The following is a 24117-nucleotide window of genomic DNA, read 5'->3' on the forward strand; positions in this document are numbered from 1 at the left end:
TTAAAAATGAAAATGAAGAGAACATTCTTGGTTGTTACACTTTTATTTTCCCTGCTGAATTACGCTCAAAATATTTCAGTAGATAGTCAAACTTATACTCCACAACAACTTATAGAAGATATACTTATTGATAGTGAATGTATTGAAAATGTAACAGTTACTAATATTTCAGGAGGTGATTATAATAACTCAGATCAAAGTTATGGTTATTTCAATGGTGCAGGAACTACGTTTCCTTTTGAAAGCGGAATTGTATTAAGTACAGGAAGATTACAAAATGTCCCTGGACCTAATAATACTTTAAGCGATGATGATGCACCAAATTGGCTAGGAGATCTAGATCTGGAAAATGCTCTGAATGAATCTAATACATTTAATGCTACAATCTTAGAATTTGATTTTACTTCTGTAGCATCACAAATTAGTTTCAGGTATATTTTTGCTTCGGAAGAATATCAAGAAAATAATCCTAATAGCTGTAATTTTTCAGATTTATTCGGATTTTTAATTAAACCAGCTAGTGGACAAAATCAATACGAAAATATTGCCTTAGTACCAGATACCAATATTCCGGTTAAAGCAACCACGGTTACTCCAGGTGTACAAGGAAGTTGTCCTCCACAAAACGAAACGTATTTTGGAAATTACAATGGCATTAACGCACCTATTAATTTTAATGGACAAACTGCTGTGTTAACAGCAACGGCAAACGTAATTCCTAATGAAACCTATCATGTTAAACTTGTTATAGCAGATGAACAAAATTACAGGTATGATTCGGCAGTATTTATTGAAGCAGGAAGCTTTAAATTATCTTCAGATATAGGCTCAAATAGACTTATCACCACAGCAAATGCAGCCTGTGAAGGTGAAATCATTACTCTGAATGCCTTTCAACAGGGAGCGACTTATATTTGGTCTAAAGATGGAATTCCAGAAACTTCAACTCCATGTTTAAATTGCTTTGAATATGAAGTTTCAGAATCTGGAACATACAGCGTAGACGTATTTTTAGCGAATAATTGTATGTCCTATGGCGAAGTAGTCATAGAATATGCTCCTCTACCTGTTGGCTCAGATGCAGTATTAATTGAATGTGATGTTAATAGTGACGGGTTAACTACCTATAATTTATTTGATGCTTTAGAGGACTTAATTAACGGAAATGATTCCCTTCAGATTCTGGACTTTTATTTAACCGAAGTTGATGCTTTTGTTGATAATAATCCTATTACCAATCAAACTAATTTTCAAAACACTTCACCATTTCAAACTGTATATGCTAGCGTCGCTAATGCCGCAAATTGCTTTGATGTTGTCGAACTAGAATTACAAACATCCAATAACACCTTAAACATTCCAGATTTAAAGGTCTGCGATGGAGATCTTGTGGATGGTTTAGCTAATTTTACGCTAGACGATATCGAAATAGCAATTGAAAATCAAATTCCTGATGGCGCATCAATCTCCTATTACGCATCGGAAGAAGATGCATTCAGCGAAACAAATCAACTACCTAATATCTACGAAAATACAACTGCTAATTCTCAAACTATATATGTAAAAATTGAAAGTAATAACCAATGTTTCAGCATTTCTACAGCAAATCTTGTTGTACTTTATACTCCAATTTTAGAATCTGATGAAACTATAATCTATTGTACCAATACCTTTCCAGAAACCATTACGCTTTTCGGAGGAGTATTAAATGATTTGCCAAATAATTATTATTACGAGTGGCTATACAATGGCACATTAACAGAAGTAAATACTACTTTTAATGACATAAACACAACAGGAATTTACACAGTAATTGTTACGGACCCAAACGGTTGTTCTTCTAGCAGAACCATAACTGTTAATCCTTCTAGTTCAGCAATTATAGAAAGTGTTTCTATAGAAGGTATCGACCCTAATAATACAGTTACCATAACTATTTCTGGTGATGGAGATTATGAATACGCTTTAGATAATGTTAATAGTTTTTATCAAGAGAGTAATGTATTTACTAATATTTCTAAAGGATTTCATACGGTTTATGTGAGAGACATCAATGGTTGTGAAGTTACTGAAGAGATAATTTCTGTTTTAGGCTTTCCAAAATTCTTCACACCAAATGGTGATGGTGATAATGACACATGGCAAGTCATTGGTACATCTACACAATCTAATGTCATTGAATCTGTTCAAATTTTCAATCGCTACGGAAAACTAATTACTGTACAGTCCTATCGAAGCAGTGGATGGAATGGCAAGCTAAAAGGTAGTAAGTTACCAAGTGATGACTATTGGTTTGTCGCCAAGTTCTTAGATGGTAGAACTTATACTGACCATTTTGCTTTAAAGAGATAATCATTTTTTTATGTTAAATTTTAAAAAACATTATCTTTATTGACCAAATCTGAATCTATTGAGAGCCAAACTCATATTAAATATACTCACTCTAATAATATCCTTTGCTGGTATAGCACAAGTGCCTGCTGCTGAGAGAGATGCATTGATAGCAATTTATAACGCTACTGATGGAGCAAATTGGACAGATAACACTAATTGGAATACCGCTGCTCCTGTAAATACTTGGTCTGGAGTCACAGTAGAAAACAATGTGGTAACTCGCTTAGAACTTATTGGTAATAATTTAAACGGTACGCTCCCTAATGACATAGGCAATCTTGTGAATCTAGAGTTCTTAACTATTAGAACTAATTTATCTCTTTCTGGTACTTTACCTGCAACACTTGGAAATCTATCTAACATAGAACTTTTAACTATTGACAATACTAGTATAACAGGCAATATTCCCATAGAAATTACAAATTTGCAAAATCTTACAAATTTAAATCTTGCTAAGAATTTATTAACAGGACAGCTTCCTCCTGAGTTAGGAAATTTAACCAATCTAATGTCTTTTATAGCAGATACTAATCAACTAGATGGCTCAATACCTCCTGAATTAGGGAACTTAACAAATCTTACAACTTTAATATTAGGGTTTAATAACCTAACAGGTGCAATACCAACAACTTTTGAAAACCTCACTAATATGGCAAATTTGAATATTAGCAATAATAATCTCACAGGACCAATTCCTGAAGGTTTTGCTAATATGAGTAATCTCGAACTTATTTTTATAAGTTTTAATCAACTAACTGGTGAAATACCAGAAGGCTTTGGCAATATAGCTCCGTTAAGAGCGATTGCATTAAATAATAACCAACTTACAGGCACTGTTCCTGATAGTTTTAATAATCTAACTAATCTTACATTTTTAAGATTAGACCAAAATAATCTTGAAGGAATATTACCTAATTTCACATCAAATCCTGGCCTTAATTATCTCGATTTTAAGAACAATAATTTTGAATTCGGTGATTTTGAAAATCAGCATACGACCTACTCAACTTATGCTAATTATGGTAATAATCCTCAAAGTCAAGTCAATATAGAAGAGACGCGTTATGCAAATATTGGTAATAGTATTGATTTATCAACTACAGTAGGCGGATCTGCAAACACCTATCAATGGTATAAAGGCATTTATCCTGGCGGTGCTTTATTACCCGGAGAGACAAATGAAATATTGAATTTCCCAGCTATACAAGCTACAGATGCAGGAGATTATTACTGTGTTATAAATAATACTATCGTAACAGATTTAACTTTAGTGCGAAGACCTATTCATCTTAATGTAGAGAATGGAGGTTGCGAAGTAACAGACAGAGATGCACTAACCAGACTTTATAATTTAACTGATGGTCCTAATTGGACAAATAATACCAACTGGAATACTGCTGCACCATTAGATACTTGGTTTGGGGTAACAACCGATGGTGGAGGTTGCGTTATTAGTTTGGATTTAAATCCAACAGATAATAATTTAGGATCAAATAACCTCACTGGTACTTTACCAAAAGAATTAGGTAATTTGCAATCCTTAGAGTTCTTAGATCTCTCCTATGGAAATATTTCAGGTAGCATTCCAGATGAAATAACTAACATTACATCACTTATTCAATTAGATATTTCCACAAATAATCTTTCAGGTACTATACCGAATACAATTGATAACTTAATAAACTTACAAAACTTAAATCTTACTTCTAATCAGTTAACTAGTAATATACCAATATCCCTAACTAATCTATCAAATTTAAGAAATCTCAGACTTCGAGTTAATAATTTATCAGGCACTATTCCGTTGGCAATTACAAACCTAACTGAGCTAAGAGTCCTTGAATTAGGTAGTAATGATTTCACTGGCACCATATATCCCGAATATGGGAATCTTATCAATTTAAATGTTTTAGAATTACAACAGAATCAACTTGTAGGGTCTATACCTATTGAGCTTGGTAACTTAGTTAATATGCGTGATTTACGATTAGGACATCAGGATTTAACAGGAACGCTACCAGCTTCTTTAGGAAATCTAGCAAATATGGAATTATTGAATATTGAAGTCACTTCCATTGGAGGTTCTATACCAATAGAATACGAAAATATGGCTTCAATTCGATCCTTGTCTCTTGGCCAAAATGAGCTTTCCGGAACAATTCCAGAGATATTTAATAACCTAACTCAGCTTATTTTTTTAAATCTATCTAATAATCAGCTTTCAGGAAATATACCAACAACACTATTAAGCTGTTCTAATTTAACATTTTTATTTTTTGGAAGTAATGAATTAGAAGGTAGTATACCTAATTTAACGGCTTTACCTTTATTACAAAACTTATCTTTTAATAATAACCGTTTTGAATTTGGAGATTTTGAAAATCAACATCCAATATATACGAGCTACACCACTTACAACAATAATCCGCAAGCTAAAGTAGATACTATTGAAACACAAGATGCTTGTACCAATGAAAATATTACTTTAAGTACAATTGTAAGTGGCACTCAGAATACCTATCAATGGTACAAAGGAGTACATCCTAGCGGAACACTACTTGCAGGTGAAACGAATTCAGACTTAATATTTAACAACGTCCAACTTACTGATTCTGGTGATTATTATTGTATAATAGATAGTAATATTGTTAACGATTTAACTTTAGTTAGAAATCAAATTACATTAAATGTTGTTAGTTCTTCAATTATTGCTAATCCTATTGATTCTATCGAAATTTGCGATGGCAATAATGACGGCTTTGAGACTTTCACAATAGATATTTCAGATATAGAATCTCAAGTTTTAGGAACACAAACTGGTTTAACTGTTAGTTATTTTGATGATTTAGGTACACCTATTAGTTTAACAAATTCATTTACAAATACCACTATAAATTCCCAGACCATTACTGTACGTGTATCTAATGGTGCAACATGTTTCGATGAAACTACATTAGAACTAATTGTTAATCCCTCTCCGTTGGTCGATATATTAACTGGAGGTACATTTTGTGGCGATTATGAATTACCAACATTAACCTCTGGAAGCTATTATACAGGTATAGATGGTACTGGCATACCTTTAAATGCAGGTGATAAAATTACAAGTTCGCAAACCATATATATTTATGAAAACGTAAATAATTGTAGCGATCAAAGTAGTTTCTCAATAACAATTAATACACCATCTCCTGTTGATGCACTTAACACAGTCAACGCATGTGAAAGCTTCACACTACCATCTTTAACAAATGGTAACTATTACACTGGTAGCAATGCATCTAGCACACCTTTAAGTGCTGGAGACTTAATTACTACATCAGATACTATTTATATTTATAATAATTCTAATGGTTGCCCTTCAGAAAGCAGTTTTGATGTCACCATAATTCCTTTAGACAATATAATAGACTTGCCTAATCAATATAGCTGCGATTCTTTTACTCTACCGACTTTAACGAGCGGAAATTATTACACTCAGCAAGACGGACTTGGTGCACAAGTTAGCCCAAACGACATTATAGAAAACTCTCAAACCATATACATCTACGATGACTCATCAACTTGCCCTATACAAAGTCGATATACTATTGTAATTACTCCGTCTCCTATGGTAGACCAACTGAATGATTTTTCTATTTGTGACAGCTTTACACTACCATCTATAACAAACGGAAATTATTACACTGATACCAATGGAACTGGCACTCAACTTAACGCTGGAAGCATCGTAAATAGTTCTCAGGTCTTATATATTTATAATGAAGTTAATACACCATTCATAAGCTGTTCTAGTGAGCATAGTTTTAATATTGAAATATTCCCTACTAATGATTTTAGTTTAACTGACTCAAATATCAATATAGATCAAGAGACAATTACCATTACAATGGATGATAACTCTATTAACTATGAATATGCGATAGATAATGGACCGTTTCAATCATCAAATAGTTTCACAGACCTAATTGATGGCGAGTACACTCTATTTGTAAGAGACAGCAATGGATGTGTAGAAAAATCTACATCATTCACTATTTTTATAGATAAGTTTATTGTTCCTAGTTTTTTTACTCCAAATGGTGATAACCAAAATGATACTTGGCTAATTACAGATACTAGAAATACAATTACTAAAATTCGTATTTTTAATCGTTATGGTAAACTATTAAAAGAAATCTCACCACAGTCTCCATTCTGGGATGGCACATTTAATAACAACTTAATGTCAAGCAATGATTATTGGTATCTTATTGAAGGAAATAGAGATGGTAAACCTTATGTCCTTAGAGGTCATTTTGCTTTAAAACGTTAACCTAATATACTTCTTAAAATCAGAAAATTTATGCTAACTCAGATCATAACTGTATAATAATGGTTTTATAATATATGTAACACATTATGCTACATTATTACCAGAGTTAAATAATTGGTATTCATAATATTGCCTATCTTTAAATTATACAATTGGCAGAGCTATGGATTTAAAATACCTCTTAATTATCTTATTAATGCCACTTTGTTGTATTGGGCAAAGTCAAAAACAAGTTGATTCTCTAAAAGCTATTATAAATAAATCTAAGAATCTTTATGATGAAGGAAAACTTGATAGTTCTTATCATCATGCTAAGATAAGTTACGATTTTGCCAAACAGCTCAACGCAGATTCTTTACAAGTAGAAATTGTTAGTATTTTGAGTTATTTAGAACCCGATTTGGAAAAGGCTTTATTTTATTTAGCAGAGACAGAGCCATATTCCATTAAAAATAGACAATGGAAGTATTTGAAAAACATTTATCATGTACGAGGTTCAGTTTATTACAATAAAACTAAAGATGAAACCGCACTAATTCATTTTTTAAAGTTAGATTCTCTTTTAGAGGTCAGGAAAGACGATATATTTTTGGCTGCTATGACTAAGGTAAGCATTGTCAATGTATTATATGCATCACAAAGCGTTAAAGATACAAGTTATTTCCCTCAGATGGATAAAAATATTTTAGATGGCCTTAAACTTATCAATTATGGACTTAGTATTAGAGAAGACAGTCTTAAATTTTATAATGCTTTAAATCTAGACATTCCAGCGGCAATTTTGTACGAAAAGAAGGCTTACATATATGAGCAGAGGAAGGAATTTAAAAAAGCAATAACCAATTACCAAAAGGCACTCAATCAAACAACAGTATCTGATAACCATCTTAGAAAATCTTCTATTTACAATGGATTAGGCAACTTGTATAACAGAGAAAACTTAAAAGACTCGGCACTATATTACTACAAAAAAGAGTTAGCAGCCATAAATAAAACTAAAGATACTTTAAGAAAGGCGATTTCTAATTATAAGATGGCTGAGTTTTATAAGAACTATAAAAATTCCAAATTAGCATTAAATCATATCAATATATCTCAAGATTTAATAAAGAGTACTCGCTTTGTTAGAGAAGATCATAAGTATGATATTCAAAATATTCTTGCCAGTATTCATTTCAATCTTGGTAACTATGAAAAAGCCTTCGAAGCTTCAGAAAAGGCACGCTATCATCTTAAGGTTATCCAAACAGAATTTAATAAGAAAAATGTATCAGAACTTGAAACTAAATATCAAACCGAAAAAAAGGAACAAGAAATTGGCCTTTTAAAATCTCAAAACAAAATAGTAGAGCAACAGAAAACGACTCAAAGAATTGTAATGCTAAGTGCTATAGGTCTTACAACAATAGCAGGATTGTTTTTATATTTCCTTTATCGTAATCGCCAAAAAACAAATACCAAATTAAAAGAATTAGATGCTCTCAAATCGAACTTCTTTGCTAATATCTCGCACGAGTTCCGTACACCGTTAACATTAATAGCTAGTCCTATTGATGACGCTTTAGAAGATGATAAGATATCCGACAAAAAACGACAGCAATTCACTATTGCCAAACAAAATTCGGATCGTCTATTAGATCTTGTGAATCAATTACTGGATTTATCGAAAATAGATGCTGGTCATTTAAAATTACACATTCAACAAGGTAATGTCCTTCAACTTATTTCGGCATTGAGCAGCTCTTTTTCCTATCATGCAGAGCAAAAAAATATTACTTATCATATTGATATACCTAAAAGTGAAGATAAAGTTTGGTTCGATAAAGATGCTGTTGAAAAAATAACGGTTAATCTACTGTCTAATGCTATAAAATACACGCCTGAAAACGGAACGGTCTACTGCGAAGCGCATATAGAAAACAACAAACTATTTTTAGAGGTTAAAAACACAGGAAAAGGCTTAACAAAGTACGAATCAGAGAATATCTTCGAACGATTTTATCAAACTAACGACCAAAATCAAGGCACAGGCATTGGATTAGCATTGGTTAGAGAACTAGTTGAATTACACAAAGGAACTATAGAAGTGACACGCATACCAAACAAAGAGACATTATTTAAACTGCATCTTGCCATAGATAAAAACAGTTTTAAAAATGAATCTATTTTAGCGACTTCAACTAATGAGATTCAAACGGAAATACCATTATACGAAAATACTTCAATTGAACACGACGACCAGTTTACAGACAGTGACTTACCGATTTTATTAATCGTAGAAGACAATGAGGACCTACGGAATCTACTAAAACAAACTTTTGAAAATAGGTATAATGTCATTTCTGCATCTAATGGAAATATTGGCTTAGAGCAAGCTTTAGAGCACATTCCAGATCTAATCATTTCGGATATTATGATGCCAGAAAAAGATGGTATCGCATTAACTACAGAACTGAAGACTGATGAACGTTCAGCGCACATTCCTATTATACTACTCACAGCAAGAGCAGAAGCTGAGAGTCAGTTTAAAGGTATTGATACTGGAGCTGATGATTATATAACAAAACCTTTTGACAAGAAATTATTAGCCCTTAAGGTTGAAAAATTGATTGAATCTAGACGACAATTGCAATTACGTTACAGCCAAGAGTTAATATTACTACCAAAAGACATTGCCATTACCAATTTGGACGAAAAATTTCTTGAAAAAGTACAGGTGACTTTAGATAAAAGTCTTATTGAGCCTTCTTTTAATGTTACTGAGTTTTCTGAAGCAGTAGGTATGAGTCGAATGCAATTGCACAGAAAACTAAAAGCTCTAACAGGACTTACAGCATCAGAATTTATTCGCTCTCAACGTCTTAAACTGGCTGCACAATTATTAAAGACCTCAGATATTAATATCTCTCAAGTTGGGTATTCCGTAGGTTTTAATGACCATTCTTATTTTACTAAATGCTTTAAGGAAGCCTATAATTGCACACCAACTGAGTTTGCAAAACGTAGCTAATTTTAAAATACTTCACTTTTTTAACGCTTATATCTCGCGCTATAACTAGTATGTTACAATAGTCATAGCATTTGTTACATCACTCATAGTTGTCTGATTGTCTTACAATTAGATTTGTAATGTATGAAGAAAAAACGTACAACCTATCATGCTGAGATAGATCATGTTCCCACAAAAGCTATCCATCTCAATGTTAATTATTTACAGCCTGGTAAGTATGTTCTAAAAATTATGCATAAAAATAAGGTCATAAAAAAAACCACATTTAAAAAATAAAACTATGAACTTTTCGAAGAAAAATCAAAGCTTGTCCCGAGACTTCGGGAAACTCAAAAAAAACAATAGAACTCTTGTGTGTAAAAATATAATTGCATTAGCCATTATCTTGATGATTTCAATCTCAAGTTTTGCACAAGGTATAGGTTTTAATTACAAAGCTGTTATTAAGGATGATAACGGAAACGTAATGACAAACCAAAACTTAAAATTAAAGTTTACAATACTAGGTTCTGGTGATAATAATGTTTATGAAGAAGTCCATACAACAATAACGGATAACAATGGTATAGTTATAGTAAGTATTGGAAAAGGTACTGAAGCTGTAACAGGTAATTTTTATGATATTGATTGGGCCAATGACCTCTTTAGTTTAAAGACTGAAATAGATACAGAACCTTACAATACCTTTAATCTTCTTGGCACAACAACATTTAAGTCTGTGCCTTATTCAAAACATTCTATAACGGCAGAAAACGCAGCAAATGTTTTTAGTGGTGACTACAATGATTTGAGCAATCAACCAACAATAATAACTCCATCTGGTCTAGAAACCATTGATGAAGGTAATGGAATTGGGTGGAGATTGGCTAATGCCGACCCAGAAAATTATGGTCCTATAGGTTCCAACTCAATAGATTTAAGTAAAAGTAACTTTCCAACGACTACATATGGAGCAACAGGTTATAATTCATTTGCTGTAGGAAGTAATGTTATAGCATCAGGAAACAATACTAATGCCATTGGAAGTCATATTGTTGCTCTCGGTAATAGTTCTATAGTTATAGGGCATCAATTAAATGCACCCTCAGGTTACGAAATAGTTATTGGAAGAAATAATTCAAATTATACGCCCAATAATCCATTTGGGTGGGATCCTGAAGACCGTTTATTTACTATCGGTGGCACCAGTAGTAATGTTAATAAAAGTGACGCTTTAATTATACTTAAAAATGGTACAATTACTGCTCCTCGATTATCTAATTCTCATATTGAAAATGCCAACAGTAAAGTATTACTTACTAAAAGTTATGTCGAAGAAAACTATCTAAGTAATTCATCAAATATGATACCTATTGCTTATGGTACAATAGAGTCTAATGCTAATGTTTTGAGTGGTACAAATAATATTACAGCTAGTATTAATGCAGGTGTTATTACTATTAGTCTTATTAATGAGAGCATGAGTGTTAATGACACCTCTTGCGTAATTACACCTTACTCTACAGCTTTTAGAAGCTCATCTATTGTAATGAGCAGTGGTGATATACAGGTAAGAATATTCAATAGTTTAGGCAGTTTAACACCAACCACATTTCAATTTGTCATTTATAAATTATAGTCTCTATTAGGATAAAAGAGAAGCTAAAAACAAATAAAATCGTTCTATGAACAACTCAGAAAAATATATAAAGTTTTTCTTTCAATTTAAAAGCCTCAATCTTGCTAATAGAAGTTTAAGGTATAAATCATTCGTCATTGCATTATCATTAATTATACCAATTAGTGGCTTTGCACAGCTCGCAGACCCTTTTGGGAAAATAATAACTCATGAAATTAAACTCAACAAACAAAAAGATGGTACCTATTTGGGAGCTATGGAATGGACGACAGGAGGCGCAGATTCTATGCAACGCTATGACATAAAAGGGCTACAAGAACAACAAGTCATCATAGATAATCAACAAAATACTATTAATGGATTATCAACCGATAATTCATCTTTAAAAAATACAATCGATGACCTTATCTCACGCGTAGAAAAATTAGAAATAAATAATCAATAAAACCAATATTATGAAATCATATGCAATAATCATTTTACTTATGTTCTTAATAGCATCTTGTAAAGATACCAACACAACTTCTGTAGAACAATACAATACGACCGAAACGGCCACAGCGGAAGTAGTAAACAAAGAGACAACTGCTGAAAGTAAACCTAAAAACAAAGGTACATTTCTATGTAAAATTAATGGTAAAGATTGGAGTTATACTAAAGCTTCAGGTGTGGTCTCAAGGCATAAAAAAACAAAAAAGCGCAATGCCATTTTCACATTTACCAAGCAGCTAGATAGAGGAAAAGAAAGTGTACAACTCTATTATGATGGTGATACTTATGAGCTTGAAGCTGCTTCCATAACATTAAAATTCCCAAAAAAAGATGGTGGGAAAATGGATTTTTTCTATCAATTATTTCCAGATACGCGAAAGCGCAACCCTGAAAGCGACCTGTCTGGTACTATAGATCTATCCAATCCGACCTCTGCATCGGGAAATGCTGAAGTTTCGAAACTCAATATTCGCTTTGAAAAAGAAAAATTAGAAGACATAGGAAATAGTGTTATTACACTTACGGATATAACATTCAGTGACATTGGCTATTCTGATGCGGAAAATTTATTCGGTTCTAAAAAATAAAAAGTAAAAATATACATATGAAAACTATACTCGCCCTTCTGTTATTTGTCTTTAGCCAAATAGGCTTTGCTCAACTCATAGATCCTTTTGGTAAAGTCGTTACACACGAAATAAAACTAAAAAAACTAGATAATGGTACTTATGCTGGAGCCATAGAATGGACCACAGGAGGTGTTGATTCTCTTCAACGCTACATCATTCAAGGTCTCGATGTAAAGGCACCAGTTATGGTAAGAATTATATCAAAAGCACCAGACCACAATATAGATCTCAGTTTCCATAAAAAGAATTGGGACAAAATAGAATCTAAAGTTTCTACAGATGGAAATAAATTTGTCGATAAAATATTCAGAACTATGAATATTGCAGGACTTGGAGTGCGATCTGAAGTCGCTGGAATCCCATATTTAATTACGGTTAAAGTAGGCTTACAACTTCCTGCCACAAAATCCTTAATTCGCATTACAGATGATAAGGAAGAATATACAAAGCATTTGAGGAAAATGGGATTTGGTGGTGCTGTATTTGAAGACGATAATTCTTCAAATTCCAATAATTCTGGTTTGGCAAGTAAAAATTCAGGAGACAATAATAACCTTATGTATATAATTATTGGGCTTTTGGCTGCAGTCGTCATATTGCTTGCAATATTTTTAATGAAAAGAAAAAAACCTAAGCACACAGTTATACTGTTATTTGCTTTTTGTTTAGCTCAGTTTTGTATGGCACAATCTCGCCAACCTAAGCTAGTTCCAATAGATGGTCAGGGCGCATCACCAGTTTTCTTTGAATATCAAACTAGCAATGTAGGTAACCAAGTCCCTATTGAGACCGTAATGAATACAGGAGTGGCTGATATGGTCGTGGCAGGAGATACCTCTTTAGAAACAGTTTTCGTTCGTTTGGATACTGCGCCAGGAGTTGAAGAATTAACAGGCAAAGACGCTGCAGAAGTTTTAAGAAGAATAAAAGAAGCTAATGAGCGATTCGATAGTGATTATGGAGAGAATAGTCCTGGTAATAAAACCGAAGGAGACCAAAGAACATTACCTACCGATAGAACTAATGCAGAATTAAATAGATTAAGAAGACAAGTACAGCAATTGCAGCAACAAGTTGATTTGCTATCAGAAGAGGACGAAGAGTACGATGAGGATTTCGATGATGGAGGTGGTGAAATTTTACTGTATTGCGAAGAGCTTCAAGCGTGCCAAAATTGTATTCAACGTGGGTTTGATAAATTCAATACACATCGTGCTTATTTTAATTTTCTTCAGAAGTATTACTTAAAAAAAGTCACCGATTTAAATGATTGGATTGAATACGGAAATGCTATGTCTTCAATTCCAGGAGGTGGTGGAATGGCATGGGGACCAATTCTTTTACACAAAGTTAAACCAGCTATGGAACAATTAAAAGCGGCCTACAATAAAAAATTTGATGAATATATCGCATCAATGGAAGTAGACCTTGAAGAAGTGAGTGCATGTTTTGGAGGTGTAAATGGTCGATTTAGAAGTAGAGACGGATATGAATTTCAAATGTTCGCTGTACTAACTGCATTAAAAGCATCTAGAATTCATAAATAATAAGCATTATGAAAAAAATAATCCTTCTTTTATTAATTGTATGTATTGCCTATTCCTGTGGCGACAAAACAGATAAATCTATAGACTCAGATGCAGATGTGAGTTCGCATTCCAATTCAAGTCCAAACTCAGAAACTTCTATTGGTGATACTGATAATCCTTCAAAAACAACTACCAATTCCGAATTAGATGACCTTATTAATATGGGCAAAGGCTTACTTGAAGGGTCAGAAAAAAATAATGACACAGATTTTCAACTAGATACTGAAACATTCCTCGATTTGTTAGAACAAAGCGGAGTGTCTCGTGAGTCCATAGACAAACTCATCAACAATCCTGATAGTCTTCATATGCTCGCTCAAGAAGCCTTAAAAAAAAGAAAAGAAGCTACTCAACTAAACGAGCTCGAAATAAGGGGCAAAATATCTAAAGAGCAGTTATCCAATAAAAACACATCTACCGGAATGTCTTTAGAAGAAGCCATTTTAATAGTGCAGGCTGAATCTGGTCCTGAGGCCACAATGGCAAAACTAAAGAAAATCGATTCCTTAGCTGGCACTAACGTAATGTCTCAGATGGATCTAACTGAAGCTGGCGATGTGATAGACGATGTAGAACGAAAAAATGAAGTTAAGGCAAGTGATGAAGAATTACAGAAAATTAAAGAGATTAGTGAGAAAGCGGGACAGATGCATAGTGAAAAAGAAGCTAAAGAATTTCTAGAAGAATTGGAAACTACAGAAAAAGCCATAGCCTCTGGACAAATGAAAGCAAGTCCAAGATACCAACGCGTCATAGCACATAAAAAAGGTATAGTAAAGATTTTTCACAAGAATATTGTTAGAAAATCTAAAGCAGCTAAAGCAAAGTTCAAAAAACTAAATCCGGATTTGTTCTATGGTGACGATGTTGGTATAAGCTACGTTGGTAATCGAGGAAAAACAGTATATCTGCCCTTAGGACCGCTCTCTTTTGCAGACGAAATTATAAATGTAGATCATCCAAAACTACTGACCCAAGAAGTTAAAAATGTACTTGGAGAACCAGATGTGATAGAGACATTTGATGATGCCACTGGTATTTATAGTCTTGGACTTGGCGGTTCTCTAACTATAAGATTTACTGATAATGCTTTAGTAGATGTTAATGGTCCAGATTTATATCTATTCGAAATAGGACAACTAGAACCTACAGATCTCGAAATCTCTAAAGATGGAAAATCTTGGATAAAAATAGGAAAGATAGATGGAGGTGTGGCCGAAGTAGATATTGCACCTTTTGTAAAGCCCAACGAGCTCTTTTACTACGTTCGTTTTACAGATTTGAAAGAAAAAAGTGGTATTCCAGGAGCAGACGTAGATGCTGTTGCAGCTATAGGTTCTGCAATGCGTTTGAATTTAGACAGTCAGGTATTATTCGATTCTGGTAAAAGTGAATTAAAACCACAAGGCATTACTGCTTTAAAAGAGTTAGTAAATAGCATTACTGTACTCAAAAAAGGAAAAGTGATTGTTGAAGGTCATACGGACGATATCGGTAGTGAATCCATTAATAATGCTTTGTCTATGGCACGTGCTAAAAGTGTATCGAAAGCGCTTAAGCAATTTATACCAAGCACTAATTTTAAATGGTTCGAAAAAGGCTATGGTGAATCTAAACCTTTGGTAAAAAATAACTCAGATAAAAACAGAAGTAAAAATAGGCGCGTAGAAATATTGGTTGTGCCTAATTAATTATTTAGTAATCATTAAATAGATATAAAACATAAAATCATGAAAAAACATCTCACATTCCTTATAATACTAATTCTAGTATCCTGTAAATCAGAAACCAACAAGAGTACCAGCACAACAGCAGAAGTTGAAAAAAAAAAAAGAAATTGTAACCCAAAGCACTTCCAGCGCGGACTACAGTAGTTTATTTAATACCTATAGCTGCGATATATCTGTTGCAGAACTTGCAAAAGCACTTCAAATACCAGAATCTGATATTTCTAGAGGCGAAAACCAGTCTGAAGAACATTGTGTTTTTCAACTCAAAGGCTTTGGAAAAGAATATAATGAAACGGGATCACGATTACGCTTTGGACCTGACATGAGTACTAAAAATGGAAATAAAAAGATAATTATGGACCTTTTAAAAGAAAAAAAGAAGAGCCCAACAGGCATGCTTATGGGTAGAGATATTCTATTAACAGATACAGGAGATTGCTATATTTCATTTCAGCCACTTCAGGGTAGAATTTTCATATTAAACGAAAATTATGATCGATTTTTTACGATTACATACGGGTTAAAGGCATCAGTACAAAACAGATCTAAAGAACAACATGATGCACTTACTAAAAAAGTAAAAGATCTAGCTAATTTTTTAGTGTCAAAACATAAAAAGTAAATAAGTAATCTAATTAGATATATAGAATCATTAGTTACATACTTAAGATGTAACAATGTGATGACATTAAAATTTGTCTAATAAAAACAGAAATTAAAATGAACAAATTAGGAATTATACTATGGGCTTTGTGTTTCATGAAATTAGGCATAGCTCAAACTATAGAAAAGTATAGTATCGATAGTGGAGGAGCAAATACTTCTGCTGGAGGTATTTCAATATCCGAAGGCTTTATCAATGCAGATCTTAAAATTCGTATTAATCCTAAATTATTTTTGCAAGGCCCAATGCTCAATTCAGCTAATGCAGGTTTAATGAATGACGACTTGCGTCTCGCTGGCATTATACCAACCACAAGTCCATATACAGATGCTGCAACTTGCGATGCTTCTGTTTTTAATGTCACTGGAGATGATGCCATAGTTGATTGGGTTTGGTTAGAATTAAGAGACAAATCAAATGACACATCTGTTATCTTATCACAGTCTGCATTATTACAACGCGATGGTGATGTAATCTCTACTGATGGTATATCTTTTATAAATCTTAATGTCTCTGCTGATGATTATTATGTGGTTGTAAATCACAAAAATCACTTAGGCATTATGACTGAAACTCCTGTTGCAATTACAGCCTCATCAACACCTTCTGTAATAGATTTTACAGATGTAAACACAGACAACTATGGTACGCAAGCACAAGTGGCATTGCCATCTGGTGCTATGGCACTTTGGGCTGGAGATGTTAATGGTGATGGATTGATTAATTTTTCAGGTGATATTAATCGCGTATTGACGGATATTATTTTGTTTCCTACAAATACAAGTTTCAGTACAAGTTATGATTTTGTTGATGGGTATTTTCAATCTGATGTGTTTCTAGACGGTAATGTGTCTTTTTCGAATGAGAACAATCAAATACTGTTATCTATCATTCTATATCCATTAAATACAAGTTTTAGTTCTCAATACTATTTGTTTGAAGAACAACTGCCTTCACCTTCAGCATTTAGAAGTGCTATACAATTACAAACAGATCAAATAAGAAAAGATCAAGCCAACGACATATTAATCAATTTAAATAACTAATCATGCAAAAAACAATTACACTTTTAGCAATTTTAATGTGCACAACCTCACTATTTGCGCAGAACATCACCTACGATTTACGTTGGAATCAGAATAATTCTTCTTACGAATTATACGTAACAAGAGATATAACCGCTACAGCACCTGTTACTACAGGTGGTACATCTTCCGTAACTATTGTTTTTCCAACTGATGGAGCTTCTGGTACACGAACAGTTGCTCATACTAGTGAGAGCGTATCTACTTATAATGCAGCAGGAGTTATTAGAAGTCCGGGAGCATCAACTGATAATGATTTCTATGTATTCAACTCCACAGGAGGTGCAAGTTATATCGGTGTACTGAGTGCAGATGTTGAAGTACTTTGGATGACATTTACTCCATCTGATGGTAATTCTGAAGCACGTTTATTTGAAAATGACGTAGACCCAAACTCAACAGATGCTGGAATGATGGGTATAAATGCACGATCAGAATTTTTTACGATTACACCAGCAGGTTCTAATGATGAATTTTCAGGAAATGTACTTAGTTTAGAAACAAATGAATCGCCAGAATTGTCAATATATCCAAATCCAGCCAAGGACAAGGTTTATATTTTGTCCAATAGTCCTATAGATAGTATTGAAGTTTACGATATCTTAGGAAAGCGAGTAAAAATGCTAAAAGGTATTAATGAAGTAGATGTTTACGATTTCAATTCTGGAATATATCTGTTTAAAATATGGATTGCGGATAAAGTTCAAATAAAAAGAATAATTGTGGAGTAGAGTATCAAAGAGTTTATTAATCAGAGTTAAAGCGAAAATAACAAATCTCAAATAGTGTTATTCTCGCTTTTTCAAATTAAAGTATTATCCAAAAGCACACATTGATTTACGTACATCTTTATTGTAACTTTGCTAAATGCGTTTTAAAATTGAATCAGAGTTTAAACCTACAGGTGACCAACCAGAAGCTATTAAACAATTAGCAGAGGGTATTGAAAGTAAAGAAAAGTACCAAACACTTCTAGGTGTAACAGGTTCTGGAAAGACCTTCACAGTTGCCAATGTGATACAAGAAGTGCAACGCCCAACGCTTGTTTTAGCGCATAACAAAACCCTAGCAGCCCAATTATATTCTGAGTTTAAGCAATTTTTTCCTGATAACGCAGTAGAATATTTCGTGTCCTACTACGATTATTACCAACCAGAAGCTTACATTCCTGTTTCTGGTGTTTATATTGAAAAGGATTTATCTATAAACGAAGAAATTGAGAAGATGCGACTCAGTACAACCTCTTCCCTATTATCTGGAAGACGCGATGTCATTGTAGTTGCATCAGTATCCTGTTTATATGGTATTGGAAATCCTGTTGAATTTCAAAAAAATGTCATAACGATAGAACGAGATCAAGTTATTTCTCGTACTAAACTTTTACATCAATTAGTACAAAGCTTATACTCACGTACTGAAGCTGAATTCAAAAATGGAAACTTTAGAATAAAAGGAGATACTGTTGATATATTTCCAGGATATTCAGATAATGCCTTCAGAATTCACTTTTTTGGTGATGAAATTGAAGAAATTGAAGCTTTTGATGCTAGAACCAATGAAATCATTGAGCGGTATGACCGTTTGAATATTTATCCTGCCAACATGTTTGTAACATCACCAGATGTTTTAAATGGTGCGATAAAAGATATTCAAGATGATTTAGTAAAGCAACATGACTATTTTAAAGAAATAGGTAAGCATCTTGAAGCAAAAAGACTCAAAGAGCGAACAGAATTTGATTTAGAGATGATACGTGAGTTAGGCTATTGTTCTGGGATTGAGAACTATTCGAGATACTTAGACGGAAGAGCACCAGGAACAAGACCATTCTGTTTACTTGATTATTTTCCTGAGGATTATTTAATGGTTGTAGATGAGAGTCACGTTACCATATCACAAGTTCATGCTATGTATGGTGGCGATAGAAGCCGAAAAGTGAATCTTGTAGATTACGGATTTAGATTACCTGCTGCAATGGATAACAGACCTTTAAAGTTTGAAGAATTTGAAGCACTTCAAAATCAAGTCATTTACGTAAGTGCAACTCCCGCGGATTATGAAATGCAAAAAACAGATGGAGTTTATGTGGAACAAGTTATCCGACCAACAGGATTATTAGATCCTATTATTGAAGTGCGTCCTAGCTTAAACCAGATTGATAATTTAATTGAAGAAATTCAGGACCGTGTTGAAAAAGACGAACGAACTTTAGTGACGACCCTCACCAAACGTATGGCTGAAGAATTGGTAAAATACTTAACTCGCATTTCTATTCGATGTCGCTACATTCATAGTGATGTAGACACACTCGAGCGTGTAGAAATAATGCAAGATTTAAGGAAAGGAATTTTCGATGTTTTGGTAGGTGTCAATTTATTACGTGAAGGTTTAGATTTACCAGAAGTTTCATTAGTTGCCATACTAGATGCAGATAAAGAAGGTTTTTTACGTTCTAATCGTTCTTTAACACAAACTGTTGGTAGAGCTGCAAGAAACTTAAATGGAAAAGCCATAATGTATGCTGATAAGATTACGAAAAGCATGCAAAAAACCATTGATGAAACTGAGTATCGTCGCGAGAAGCAAATTGCATACAACACCAAACACAAGCTTACTCCAAAAGCCTTAAATAAAAGTTTAGATAGTGCCTTAGCAAAAAATTCCGTGAGTACTTACAGAACAGAACTCGATGCACAAATTGCAGCAGAACCAGAAAGCGAATACTTAACAAAAGGGGAACTCGAAAAGAAAATAAGAGAACGACGTAAGTTAATGGAACAGGCTGCAAAAGCTTTAGACTTTATGGAAGCAGCTCGTTTTAGAGATGAAATAACTGCTTATCAGAGTAAGTTGGAGAAATTGAAAGTGAAGTAGTAATAAGTGTAAAATGTCAAACTAGACACTTTTTACTTTGCACTACTATACTAGTTGTATTGAACCTTAAAAATATCAATCAAGAAATCCGGTGGTACAATTTTATTAGGAAAACTATCCATTAGATCCAAAACGCGGTTTATAGACTCATGGCTTAATCCCATTCGTAGACCAAAATTGTGAATTTTCACTAATTGTTTAGGAGATATCTTATGATCCAAATTCATTAGAAGTACCAATCTGTGAAATTGTACAATACGTTCACTATGTGACTTTAAATGTACGTAAGTCACAGGATGGTCAAAGAGGTATTCAAAATCTTCTTTAGATATATCTAGTTGCTTAGCAATACTAAATAAGAAATTATACTCAATGGATCTTATATTTTCATCTGTCTGTGCAAATGCAATCATTTCAGATAACAAGCTCAATTTTTCAGCACGATTAATCATGTCTTCGAGGGGAATTAATTTACAATGTAAAGTTACACAGGTAGTTTAATTTATTGTCGTTGATATAATGTATCTTGTCGAAAACTTTAATGTACTTAGTCGATATTATTTAGCGTTTATCAAATCAACATCGTGGCTTTAATAGTAGTTTTTAACGTTTGTAAATGCGTTTATCTTATTTTTTTAACAATGCATCTTAGATTATTGCATTTAAACTGATATTGACATGCTTTAGGTTTTCATAAATGGAATTAAAATGAGAGAATCTAAAAACTGTATGTAACAAATAAGTTATTTTCCGTTTCAATAAAAAAATTAACATGACAAACAACGACATATTCAAAAAACTAAGAGTTGCTCACAAACTAAGAGATGATGATATTGTAAAAATCTTGGCTTTAGTAGATTTTAGAATTTCAAAAAGCGAACTCAATGCATTCTTTAGAAAAGAGGATCACCCAAAGTATATGGAGTGTGGAGATCAGATTCTTAGAAATTTTCTCAACGGATTGATTATTCATTTACGTGGTCCAATGCCTAAAAAAGGGGACTCTAAAAACTCAAAACAAAAAAAGAGCAACACATAATGTTGCTCTTTTTAATTTATAATCAAAAAGTATCTAATTAGATTTTACCATCTTTACCGGTACTTTAAATGATTTTTTGTAGCCTAAAGATTCATTAGATACCTTCTTATAATTTAAGCGGTTCTTTATAAACTTTTCTACTTTTTTATTATCTGTATTTACAGATAACACTACAATTTCATTGTCATTATTGATATAAATATCAACAACAGCATTAACGTCTTGGTCTAATTGAAAATCTGGATTTTTCAACAATTCTCCTACTGACTTACTAATAGAGGCTGGCTCTGAGTTTTTGATCGGGTTTGTGCTAGCTGATGCTGCACTACTAAACGCAATTGCTACGACTAGTACTAACATTTTTAATGTTTTCATGATTATTCGTTTTTTAAAGATTGATACTTAATAGACGAGTAATTTTTATTATCGTTACACTAAGTCTACTTATGTTAACACTGTTTAACACTGATTAGCAATATATTAACATTAGTTAAAATAAAAAATGCGTCTTAAAAAAGACGCATTCACATATAAAATTCAATAGTAATGGTGCCTAAGAAAGAACAGTCTGTACTTTATCAGCAGCTTCTTGGAATTCAGTAGCACTCATAACATCTAAACCAGAATTATCAATTAATTCTTTAGCAATGTCTGCATTAGTTCCTTGTAAACGCACAATAATAGGCACAGAGATATTACCCATATTTTTGTAAGCATCAATGACACCTTGTGCTACACGATCGCAACGTACAATTCCACCAAAAATGTTAATTAAGATGGCTTTTACAGCAGGATCTTTTAATATAATTTTAAAAGCAGCTTCTACTCTAGCAGCATCTGCCGTACCACCAACATCTAAAAAGTTAGCTGGCTCACCACCTGCTTGCTTAATTAAATCCATTGTTGCCATTGCTAAACCAGCACCATTTACCATACAACCAACGTTACCATCTAAATCAACATAATTTAAACCTAAGGCACCTGCTTCAACTTCAATTGGATTCTCTTCACGTAAATCACGCAGTTCCTTTAAGTCTTTATGTCTATATAAAGCGTTATCATCTAAAGTTACTTTAGCATCTACTGCCATTATTTTATCATCACTAGTTTTTAAAACCGGATTGATTTCAAATAATGACGCATCAGATTTTACATAAGCTGTATATAATGCAGACACAAATTTTGTCATTTCTTTAAATGCAGTACCTGATAAACCCAGGTTAAATGCTACACGACGCGCTTGAAATCCGAGTAATCCTAAAGCAGGATCAATTTCTTCATGAAAAATTAAATGAGGTGTTTCTTCTGCAACTTGTTCTATATCCATTCCACCTTCAGTAGAATACATAATCATATTTTTACCAGTTCCTCTATTTAAAAGCACTGACATATAATATTCATCTGGCTCATTATCACCAGGATAATATACATCTTCAGCAATTAGCACTTGGTGCACACGCTTTCCTTCTGCAGAGGTTTGCGGAGTTACTAAATCCATACCGATAATATTACCTGCAATTTCTTCAACTTCTTGAAGGTTTTTAGCTAGTTTTACTCCACCTCCTTTTCCACGTCCACCTGCATGAACCTGAGCTTTAATTACATGCCAGCCTGTTCCTGTCTCAGCCGTCATTTGCTTAGCTGCATCAACAGCTTCTTTAGCACTTTGAGCTACAATACCTCTTTGGATACGTACGCCAAAACTGCTTAATAATTCTTTCCCTTGATATTCGTGTAAATTCATTTGTTATCAAAAATTTATTGGTCGCACAAAAATAAGCATACTAAAACGTTTCTCAAATAAAAATCATATTCTAATTTATAGTCCGTTCGAGTAGAGTCGAGAACTTCATTAGGTTTCGACTGTGCTCAACCAGACATTAGATAGAACTTTTAAACTAAAGTAACATTTCACAGCATCTAAAATTTTAATCTTTTAAGCGTTTAATTACAGAAAATGCTTTGTCTACTAAATCATCTTCGACCACTATAGTAAACTCATTAGTTGTAGAGACGACTTCATATAAGGTGATCTTTTCCCATGCTAGTCGTTTAAAAATTTGATAGTACAAACCAGCTATTTTAGAATTACCTTTTGGAAGGTAAATGCTAATTGCAGAGAGTTTATCTTGTTGTCCTATTTGAATTTCATTTTCAAATGCTTTTAAAATGCGGTCCTTTTCTGAAGTTGAGATAATGATATTGCTCTCAAACATACCACGAGTAAAAGCATAAAAAATTTGTTGATTAGCACTTATGGTTTCCAAAACTTGTGCGTGACTATTAATCAAAGTCTTAGAGTTTTGAAATGTAAAATCACTCAAATTAGAGCGTACTGTTATATCTCCTAAATTCTTAAATACCTTTTTTAATCGGCCTGAATTCTCAAGATTTAATGGTTGCTGGTAGCGACGCAATGCCATCATTATGGCTCCATCTTTTACAGGTTTGCGTAACATTTCTGAAATCGATTGATTCAAATCTTTAGCTAAAGCAGAAAAATTAATAATTTCCCTAGATAAGCCTTCTTCTAAAAATGGACTTGATACAATTATTTCTTCAACACATGAAGCTATTGTTTTCATATTGTTAATTATTTAACATTATGTGTAAAAATAGCAATATTTTTTAATTTTTATGTTTTTAAATTTGATTACACATACATTTGGCTCATCAAA

General features: G+C 33.1%; 18 protein-coding genes. 14 read left to right on the forward strand and 4 right to left on the reverse strand.

From position 1 onward, the window contains the following. Positions 1–12: 12 nt before the first annotated feature. The 13 genes from SJY34_RS06880 (at position 13) to uvrB (ending at position 20400) form a co-directional block, all read left to right on the forward strand. Positions 13–2352: a choice-of-anchor L domain-containing protein gene (locus SJY34_RS06880; RefSeq protein WP_400080481.1), complete on the forward strand. Its 2340-nt coding sequence runs from the start codon at positions 13–15 to the stop codon at positions 2350–2352. A gap of 58 nt (positions 2353–2410) precedes the next feature. After that, positions 2411–6709: a T9SS type B sorting domain-containing protein gene (locus SJY34_RS06885; protein WP_400080484.1), complete on the forward strand. Its 4299-nt coding sequence runs from the start codon at positions 2411–2413 to the stop codon at positions 6707–6709. A gap of 163 nt (positions 6710–6872) precedes the next feature. Then, positions 6873–9719, forward strand: a complete 2847-nt coding sequence (locus tag SJY34_RS06890; protein WP_400080487.1) for a response regulator — start codon at positions 6873–6875, stop codon at positions 9717–9719. 123 nt (positions 9720–9842) lie between these two features. Continuing rightward, positions 9843–9995 (forward strand): hypothetical protein, encoded by a 153-nt coding sequence (locus SJY34_RS06895; protein WP_400080489.1) that lies wholly within the window; start codon positions 9843–9845, stop codon positions 9993–9995. 112 nt (positions 9996–10107) lie between these two features. After that, positions 10108–11337 (forward strand): hypothetical protein, encoded by a 1230-nt coding sequence (locus tag SJY34_RS06900; protein ID WP_400080492.1) that lies wholly within the window; start codon positions 10108–10110, stop codon positions 11335–11337. Between the two features lie 46 nt (positions 11338–11383). Then, positions 11384–11782 carry a hypothetical protein gene (locus tag SJY34_RS06905; protein WP_400080494.1) on the forward strand — a complete coding sequence of 133 codons (399 nt, stop codon included), beginning with the start codon at positions 11384–11386 and terminating at the stop codon, positions 11780–11782. 10 nt (positions 11783–11792) lie between these two features. Beyond that, a complete protein-coding gene (locus tag SJY34_RS06910) occupies positions 11793–12416 on the forward strand; it encodes a hypothetical protein (protein ID WP_400080497.1) in 624 nt (207 codons plus the stop codon). Between the two features lie 17 nt (positions 12417–12433). Next, on the forward strand, positions 12434–14005 hold the full coding sequence (locus tag SJY34_RS06915; protein WP_400080500.1) for an LPXTG cell wall anchor domain-containing protein: 1572 nt from the start codon (positions 12434–12436) through the stop codon (positions 14003–14005). An 8-nt stretch (positions 14006–14013) separates the two neighbouring features. Next, on the forward strand, positions 14014–15738 hold the full coding sequence (locus SJY34_RS06920; protein WP_400080503.1) for an OmpA family protein: 1725 nt from the start codon (positions 14014–14016) through the stop codon (positions 15736–15738). 127 nt (positions 15739–15865) lie between these two features. After that, positions 15866–16399 (forward strand): hypothetical protein, encoded by a 534-nt coding sequence (locus SJY34_RS06925; RefSeq protein ID WP_400080504.1) that lies wholly within the window; start codon positions 15866–15868, stop codon positions 16397–16399. A 98-nt stretch (positions 16400–16497) separates the two neighbouring features. Then, positions 16498–17487, forward strand: coding sequence for a hemagglutinin protein (locus SJY34_RS06930; RefSeq protein WP_400080507.1), 990 nt, complete (start codon positions 16498–16500; stop codon positions 17485–17487). Between the two features lie 2 nt (positions 17488–17489). Further along, on the forward strand, positions 17490–18257 hold the full coding sequence (locus tag SJY34_RS06935) for a T9SS type A sorting domain-containing protein (protein WP_400080510.1): 768 nt from the start codon (positions 17490–17492) through the stop codon (positions 18255–18257). 136 nt (positions 18258–18393) lie between these two features. Further along, a complete protein-coding gene (uvrB, locus tag SJY34_RS06940) occupies positions 18394–20400 on the forward strand; it encodes an excinuclease ABC subunit UvrB (protein ID WP_400080512.1) in 2007 nt (668 codons plus the stop codon). Between the two features lie 50 nt (positions 20401–20450). Here uvrB and SJY34_RS06945 read toward each other — a convergent pair whose 3' ends face one another. Further along, positions 20451–20852: a TerB family tellurite resistance protein gene (locus SJY34_RS06945; protein ID WP_400080515.1), complete on the reverse strand. Its 402-nt coding sequence runs from the start codon at positions 20850–20852 to the stop codon at positions 20451–20453. A 320-nt stretch (positions 20853–21172) separates the two neighbouring features. Between SJY34_RS06945 and SJY34_RS06950 the strand changes: the two genes are divergently transcribed. Beyond that, the gene (locus tag SJY34_RS06950; protein WP_400080518.1) at positions 21173–21439 is read left to right on the forward strand and encodes a DUF1456 family protein; all 267 of its coding nucleotides are present in this window, start codon (positions 21173–21175) and stop codon (positions 21437–21439) included. A gap of 33 nt (positions 21440–21472) precedes the next feature. On the opposite strand, the gene SJY34_RS06955 is transcribed toward SJY34_RS06950, so the two are convergent. The 3 genes from SJY34_RS06955 to SJY34_RS06965 form a co-directional block, all read right to left on the reverse strand. Next, the gene (locus SJY34_RS06955) at positions 21473–21814 is read right to left on the reverse strand and encodes a hypothetical protein (protein ID WP_400080521.1); all 342 of its coding nucleotides are present in this window, start codon (positions 21812–21814) and stop codon (positions 21473–21475) included. Positions 21815–21992: 178 nt separating this feature from the next. After that, positions 21993–23183 (reverse strand): ADP-forming succinate--CoA ligase subunit beta, encoded by a 1191-nt coding sequence (sucC, locus tag SJY34_RS06960; protein WP_400080524.1) that lies wholly within the window; start codon positions 23181–23183, stop codon positions 21993–21995. Between the two features lie 184 nt (positions 23184–23367). Beyond that, positions 23368–24024, reverse strand: a complete 657-nt coding sequence (locus tag SJY34_RS06965) for a hypothetical protein (RefSeq protein ID WP_400080527.1) — start codon at positions 24022–24024, stop codon at positions 23368–23370. Positions 24025–24117: the final 93 nt, after the last annotated feature.

The organism is Winogradskyella sp. R77965, assembly GCF_044594915.1.
Classification (GTDB): Bacteria; Bacteroidota; Bacteroidia; order Flavobacteriales; family Flavobacteriaceae; genus Winogradskyella.